The 7,119-nt window shown below is 72.1% G+C and carries 6 protein-coding genes; 5 read left to right on the plus strand and 1 reads right to left on the minus strand.

The window, feature by feature from the left end:
- Positions 1 to 601: 601 nt before the first annotated feature.
- Positions 602 to 1,525, minus strand: a complete 924-nt coding sequence (locus DEJ05_RS05160) for a proteasome assembly chaperone family protein (protein ID WP_027465645.1) — start codon at positions 1,523 to 1,525, stop codon at positions 602 to 604.
- A 147-nt stretch (positions 1,526 to 1,672) separates the two neighbouring features.
- On the opposite strand from DEJ05_RS05160, the gene DEJ05_RS05165 reads away from it, so the two are divergent.
- From DEJ05_RS05165 to DEJ05_RS05185, 5 genes are all read left to right on the plus strand, one after another.
- Positions 1,673 to 2,431, plus strand: a complete 759-nt coding sequence (locus tag DEJ05_RS05165) for an HAD family phosphatase (protein WP_258376088.1) — start codon at positions 1,673 to 1,675, stop codon at positions 2,429 to 2,431.
- Positions 2,428 to 3,627, plus strand: coding sequence for a tRNA (adenine-N1)-methyltransferase (locus tag DEJ05_RS05170; protein ID WP_111030118.1), 1,200 nt, complete (start codon positions 2,428 to 2,430; stop codon positions 3,625 to 3,627). Before DEJ05_RS05165 ends, DEJ05_RS05170 begins: the two co-directional genes overlap by 4 nt.
- Positions 3,628 to 3,669: 42 nt before the next feature.
- On the plus strand, positions 3,670 to 4,590 hold the full coding sequence (locus DEJ05_RS05175; protein ID WP_084740364.1) for an FKBP-type peptidyl-prolyl cis-trans isomerase: 921 nt from the start codon (positions 3,670 to 3,672) through the stop codon (positions 4,588 to 4,590).
- Positions 4,591 to 4,661: 71 nt separating this feature from the next.
- A complete protein-coding gene (locus DEJ05_RS05180) occupies positions 4,662 to 5,714 on the plus strand; it encodes a YafY family protein (protein ID WP_111030117.1) in 1,053 nt (350 codons plus the stop codon).
- A complete protein-coding gene (locus tag DEJ05_RS05185; protein WP_111030116.1) occupies positions 5,707 to 6,678 on the plus strand; it encodes a YafY family protein in 972 nt (323 codons plus the stop codon). The genes DEJ05_RS05180 and DEJ05_RS05185 overlap by 8 nt, the downstream gene beginning before the upstream one ends.
- Positions 6,679 to 7,119: the final 441 nt, after the last annotated feature.

Consider the following 7,119-nt stretch of genomic DNA (forward strand, 5'->3'; position numbering starts at 1 on the left):
GCGTCGCCGAGGAGTCGGGAACTGTCGCCGAGGTGGGCCGCAGCCGACAGTTCGCGACCGCTCGCCGGAGGTGAGCGGGGTGTCGTGACCGTTCGCGGCCGCCGGGCGGGAGGCCCGTGGCGGCCCTGCCCCGTGCCTCCCGTCCGCGGAGTGGTCGCGACACGTCGGGTGCGCGCTGCCGAGGGGGCAGGAACTGTCGCCCGGGCGGGCCGCAACCGACAGTTCGTGACCACTCGCCGGACGTGAGCGGGGTGTCGTGACCGCGCGGTGAGTGGTCGCGACACGTCGCGTGCGTGCCACCGAGGGGTCAGGAACTGTCGCCCGGGCGGGCCGCAGCCGACAGTTTGCGACCACTCGCCGGACGTGAGCGGGGTGTCGTGACGGTTCGCGGTCGCCGGACGGGAGGCGCGTGGCGAGGCCGACACGCGCCTCCCGTTCGCCGTGTGGTCGCGACACGGCGCGTGCGCGCCGCCGAGGGGTCAGGAACTGTCGCCGACGCGGGCCGCAGCCGACAGTTCGTGACCACTCGCCGCACGCCCCAGACGGACAGGAGGCACGGTGCCAGCCGGCACCGTGCCTCCTGTCCGTCAGCGGGTGACGGCTACTGCTGGGGCCGCCACGGCCCCTCGCCACCGGCGGTGCCGCCGTCCTTGCCGTCCTTGCGCTCACGGCGGCGGAGGTACTGCTCGAACTCCTGCGCGATGGCGTCACCCGAGGCCTCGGGGGAGTCGACCGTGTCGCGCGCCTGCTCGAGCTGCCCGATGTAGGACGCCATGTCCTCGTCGTCGGCGGCGAGGGCGTCGATGCCCTCTTCCCACTCGGTGGCGTCGTCGAGCAGCGAGCCGCGCGGCACCGTGACGTCCGTGAGCTCCTCGATCTTGTCGAGCAGCGAGAGCGTGGCCTTCGGCGAGGGCGAGTTGTGCACGTAGTGCGGCACCGACGCCCACAGGGACAGCGTGGTCAGCCCGGCCTTGTCCATCGCGTCGGCGAGGACCCCGAGGATGCCGGTCGGGCCCTCGTACGAGGACTTGTCGACGTCGAAGGCGGCGCGGACCCCGGCGTTCTCGCTCGACACGAACACCGAGATCGGCCGGGTGTGCGGGACGTCGGCGAGCATCGCACCGACGAAGACGACTGCGTCGATCGAGTAGACGTCCGCCAGGTCGATGATCTCCGAGCAGAAGCCCCGCCAGGTGCGCGAGGGTTCCGGGCCGACGAGGACGAAGACGTCACGGTCGGTGGGGGAGCCGGTGGCGCCGATGACCGGACGGCCCTCGGCACCGGGGCCGTGCAGCACGATCCGGGGCCACTGCACGCCGCGGTCGCCGTTGTCGTCGGTGCCGACGGTGGGCCGGTTGAACTGGTAGTCGACGTACCGCTCGCCGTCGAGCTCACGCAACTCGTCGAGGCCGAGCGACTCGACGATGCGACGCGCCAGACCGCTCGCGGCCTCGCCGGCGTCGTTCCAGCCCTCGAAGGCGACGACGAGCAAGCGACCGTCGCTGAAGGGGGAGTGCTGTGGCACGGAGCGGACCTCCTGGTGGTGGAGCGGAGCGGAGCGGGAGCGATGCCCCCGGCCGGACACGATTCAGGCATCCACTGTAGGCCCAGGGGGTGTCGGCGCACGCGCGCGTCCGCGCCCAGCGGAACGGCCCCGGTAGACTCGTCGCCCGTGACCGCGCATCCTCCTGCCCTCGTCCCGCCCGCAGCCGTGCTGTGGGACATGGACGGCACGATCATCGACACCGAGCCGATCTGGCAGCGGTCCCAGGTCGACCTGACGAACCGCTACGGCGCCGAGTGGACCCACGAGGACGGCCTGTCCCTGGTCGGATCCGGCCTCGAGCGCTCCGGTGAGCTCCTGCGCGCCAAGGGCGTCGACATGGAGGTCGAGGAGATCATCCAGTGGATGACCGACTACGTCATGGAGCACCTGCGCGCCGGTGAACTGCCCTGGAGGCCGGGTGCCCGTGAGCTCGTCGAGGAGCTGCACGCCCGCGGCATCCCGACCGCCCTGGTCACGATGTCCCGTCGCAAGATGGCGCTCGTCGCCGCCGAGGCCCTGGGCGAGCGTGGCTTCCGCGTCGTCGTCGCCGGCGACGACGTCGACCGTCCGAAGCCGTTCCCGGACGCGTACCTGTCCGCCGCCGCGCAGCTCGGCGTCGAGCCCACCGCGTGCGTCGCCGTCGAGGACTCCGCCACCGGCGTCGCGTCGGCCGTCGCCTCCGGCGCCGTCACGGTCGCCGTCGAGCACATCGTCCCGCTGTCCGAGATCGCCGGCGGCGACGTGCACCTGACCACCCTGGCTGGCGTCGACGTCGACCGTCTGGTCGAGTTGACGACGCCGGCACTGGCCGCACGGGCTGCCCACTCTGGAGGCGCGGTGCCGGAACCGGCGCACGCTGCGGACACCGAAGGGGTCACCCGATGAGCCACACCGACGACGCACGCGACGAGGCGGACGCGAGCAGCGCCTCCAGTCCGACCGCGGATCCGACCGCAGCCCTCCCGCACACCGCGGGCGGCGCACCGCACACGCCGCCGCGCGGCCCGTTCCGGGCCGGCGACCGCGTGCAGCTGACCGGTCCGAAGGGCAAGCTCACGACGCTGTCGCTCGAGACCGCGGGTGAGTACCACACGCACCGCGGGGTGCTCCGGCACGACGACGTCATCGGCCAGCCCGACGGCTCCGTCATCCGGGCGAGCACCGGTGACGAGTACCTCGCGCTCCGTCCGCTGCTCAACGACTACGTGATGTCGATGCCGCGTGGCGCCGCGATCGTCTACCCGAAGGACGCGGCGCAGATCGTGGCCTTCGCGGACGTCTTCCCCGGGGCCCGCGTGGTCGAGGCCGGCGTCGGCTCGGGGGCGCTGTCGCTGTTCCTGCTCCGCGCGATCGGCCCGACCGGGCAGCTGCAGTCGTTCGAGCGCCGCGAGGAGTTCGCGGCGATCGCGAAGGGCAACGTCGGCACCTTCCTCGGCGCAGTCCCGGACAACTGGTCCGTCACCGTCGGTGACCTGGTCGAGTCGCTGCCCGACGCAACCGAGCCGCAGAGCATCGACCGAGTCGTACTCGACATGCTCGCGCCGTGGGAGTGCGTGGACGCCGCGGCCGACGCCCTCGTGCCCGGCGGACTCATCGTCTGCTACGTCGCGACCGTCACGCAGCTGTCCCGCACGGCCGAGGCCCTGCGCGACACCGGGCGCTTCACCGACCCGATGCCGAGCGAGACCCTGGTGCGCACCTGGCACGTCGAGGGCCTCGCCGTCCGCCCGGACCACCGCATGGTCGGGCACACCGGATTCCTCATCACGGCACGACGCCTGGCCGACGGCACCGTGCTGCCGAACCTGAAGCGCCGCGCGGGCAAGGCGGAGTTCTCGGACGAGGACATCGAGGCCTGGACCCCCGGTGCCGTGGGCGAGCGGGCGACGAGCGACAAGAAGCTCCGCAAGGTGGCCCGGCAGTCGGCGGCGCAGGCGCGCAAGGTCGCCGCGGCCGAGGCGTCGTCGGCGGCGGAGGGTGCTGCGGCGCCGTCCGAGGGCGCTGTGGCTTCGTCGGATGCCACTGCGGCTCCGTCGGATGCCGCTGCGGCTCCGTCCGGGGCCGTCGAGGACGAACGGTAGGCTGACGGCGTGCCCGTCCTGCATCGAACGGAAAGAGGGTCCGTGCGCACCATCCCCGCACTCCTGGTCACCATCGGTCTCGCGGTGTCCCTCACCGCCTGCGCCTCGAACGGTGCCGGCACCACGCCCTCGAGCTGTGCCGCTCCCGGCGCCGCGTCCGAAGCGGTGACCGCCACCGGCAAGTTCGGCTCGGAGCCGAAGGTCAACGTGCCGAAGGGCCTGACCACCAAGGGCACCCAGGTGTCCGTGCTGCAGCAGGGTTCCGGTCGCACGATCGACGACGGCACCCCCGTCCTGGTCGAGTACACCCTGGTCGACGGCTCCACGGGGCAGGTCGCCCAGACGAGCGGCTACTCGGGCCAGACGGCACCGATCACCGCCGGTGCGAGCAACTACGGGGCCCTCGGCGCCTCGCTGCAGTGCGCCCGCGTCGGCGACCGCCTGGCGGTGGCCCTGCCGAAGAGCGCCCTGAGCAGCACCGGCGGCACCGCTGGCAGCTCGTCGTCGAAGAAGACCGAGGACGCCGTCATCGCCGTCATCGACGTCAAGCGCGCGTTCGACGCCCGTGCCACCGGCACCCCGCAGCTCGCCGGCGACAAGATGCCGGCCGTGGTGCTCGCACCCTCCGGCGCTCCCGGCATCACGATCCCGTCGTGGAGCGCGCCGAAGTCGAACGAGACGCACCTGCTCCGCAAGGGCGACGGTCGCGAACTCACCGCGAAGGACACTGCGGTCATCAAGTACACCGCCGTCACCTGGGGTGCCGACCCGTCCGTCGCCGGCTCCAGCTGGACCGACGGATCGGGCGCGCAGGCCATCCCGCTCACCAAGGGCCAGGTCGACGAGGGTGTCCGGACCGCCATCGTCGGGCACCACGTCGGCGACCAGGTCCTGGCCATCGTCAACCAGCAGGGGACCGCGTACGCGTACGTGATCGACGTCCTCGGGGCGATCTCGAACTGACCCGGTCCGACCGTCCACGGACCGCGGCGCGGGTGCACTCCGGTGCACCCGCGCTGCCGTAGGATCGGCTCGTGCCAGCGACCCGTGTGCCCCGTGTGCCCGCCGAGGAGCGGCTGTTCAGCCTCGTGCTCGCGCTGCTCTCGACGGAGTCCGGGCTGACCAAGGCCGAGATCCTGGCCAACGTGCAGGGGTACCGGCAGCGGTTCTCGACCGGTGGCGACAACGCCTCGCTCGAGCGCCAGTTCGAACGCGACAAGGACGACGTCCGCGAGCTCGGCATCCCCCTCGAGACCATCGAGACCCCGGGTGCCGCGGGCAACAACCAGACGCTCCGGTACCGGATCCCGAAGGGTGAGTACGACCTGCCCGTCGACGTCCGCTTCACCCCGGACGAATCCGCGCTGCTGTCCCTGGCCGCGATGGCCTGGCGCGAAGGCGCACTGTCCGCCGACTCCCGCCGTGGCCTGCTGAAGGTCCGCTCGGCCGGCGCCGAGGACGACGACGGTGCCCTGCAGCTCGGGGTCGATGCGTACGCCCCGCGGCTCCGGGCTCGGGATGCGTCCTTCGAGCCGCTCCGTTCCGCGCTCGATCGCGGCGCCGCAGTTCGCTTCGACTACATCACCCCGGGGCAGCACGACGCCCGTCGGCGCGAAGTGGCTCCACTCGCCCTGGTGCAGCACGGCGGCCGGTGGATGCTCGCCGCCCACGAGTTCGCGACGGACTCGGACAAGAACTACCTGCTGGCCCGCATCGTCGGACCCGTCACCCAGTACGAGGTCGGGCAGCACACCGCTCCCGTCGGCGCGGGGGAGCGCACCCTCGCCGAGCTCGAGCGGATCTGGGCCGAGCGCACTGCGCGCATCGCCGTGACGCCGGGTTCCGACGCCGAACGCCGACTGACCCGTCGCCGCGACACCGAGACCGACGCCGACGGCGCGCTCGTGCTGCACCACGTCGACCCGCAGATCCTCGCCGAGGAACTCGCCGCCTTCGGGCCCGAGGTCCGGGTGCTCGAGCCCGACGACCTGCGGGCACGGGTCGAGGAGCGCCTCCGTGCACTCGTGCGCGACCACACCGACGACGACCCTGCAGCAGCCCCCGGAGAGGACCCCGTTCGTGGCTGACGCCCAACCCCTGCAGGCGCAGGACAAGCTCGCGTTCCTGCTCGCCCTGGTGCCGTACCTGATCGACCGCGAGCGGGTCTCGGTGGCCGAGGCGGCTCGGCACTTCGGTGTGCCCGAGGCCCGCATCCGGCGTGCCGTCGAACTCATCGCGGTGTCCGGGGTTCCCGGCGAGACGATGCAGTACCAGCACGGCGACCTGTTCGACATCGCCTGGGACGACTTCGACCAGAACGACATGATCGTGCTGACCAACCTCGTGGCGATCGACGACTCACCGCGGCTGTCGGCTCGTGAGGCGTCGGCGCTCATCGCCGGTCTGCAGTACCTGTCCGCGCTGCCCGAGGCCGCCGACCGTGACGCCATCCGCGCGCTGATGGCCAAGCTCTCCCGCGGAGCCGGGGGAGCGGCGTCGACCGTCGCCGTCGGGCAGGACCTGCACGACGTCGCCCTCGCCACCATCCGGCGGGCGATGTCCGACGGCCGCGGCCTGGTTTTCGAGTACGCCGGACCGCGCACCCAAGGCGGCACCCGACGGGTCGACCCGCTCCGGGTCGAGTCCATCGACACCGACTGGTACCTGCGCGCGTGGGACCTCGATCGGCAGGCGCTCCGGACGTTCCGGCTCGATCGCATGTCCGAGGCCCGGGTCGACGACCGCGCGGCCGAGAAGACCATCGACCAGGTCGTCATCCCGGACACGCTGTTCCAGCAGGCCGCCGACGACGTCATCGTCACGGTGGAACTCGACTCGACGTCGCTGCCCCTGGTCGCCGACTTCCTGTCCGACACGGCCGACGCGCCCGACTCCGACGGTCGTGTGCGCATCCGGCTCGCGGCGTCGCACGGGTTCGACGGCGTGGTCCGGCTCGTTGCCGGGTTGCCCGGTCGTGCCGTGGTGCTGGACCCGCCCGCGGCCCGTGACGCCGTGCGCGACTTCGCGGCCGCGGCCCTCGCCGCGGGCTGACGTCTGCCGCTGCGGCCCGTTCGAGCGCTGCACGTTCCGACCGGGTACGCCCGATCCTGCACGGTGGACTTCGTGTACCTGGTCGTTCCGGGCGTACCTGGTGTGTTCTTACGACCAGGTATGCCCGGTCTCGCCAGGTACGCCCGATCTCGATAGGTACGCCCGATCTCGCCAGGTATGCCTGATCCCGCACGGCACGCCCGATCCCGCACGGTGAAGCTCGAGTACCTGGTTGTTCCGGGCGTACCTGGTGTGTTGCTCCGACCAGGTATGCCCGATCTCGCCAGGTACGCCCGATCCCCCAGGTACGCCCGATCTCGCCGGTACGCCCGATCTCGCACGGTGAACCTCGGGTACCTGGTCGTTCCGGGCGTACCTGCTGCGATCTTCCGATCAGGTACGCCCGGAACGACCAGGTACCCGAGGTTCACCGTGCGAGAT

Origin of the sequence: Curtobacterium sp. MCLR17_045 (assembly GCF_003234405.1) — a bacterium.
Lineage (GTDB): Bacteria > Actinomycetota > Actinomycetes > Actinomycetales > Microbacteriaceae > Curtobacterium > Curtobacterium flaccumfaciens.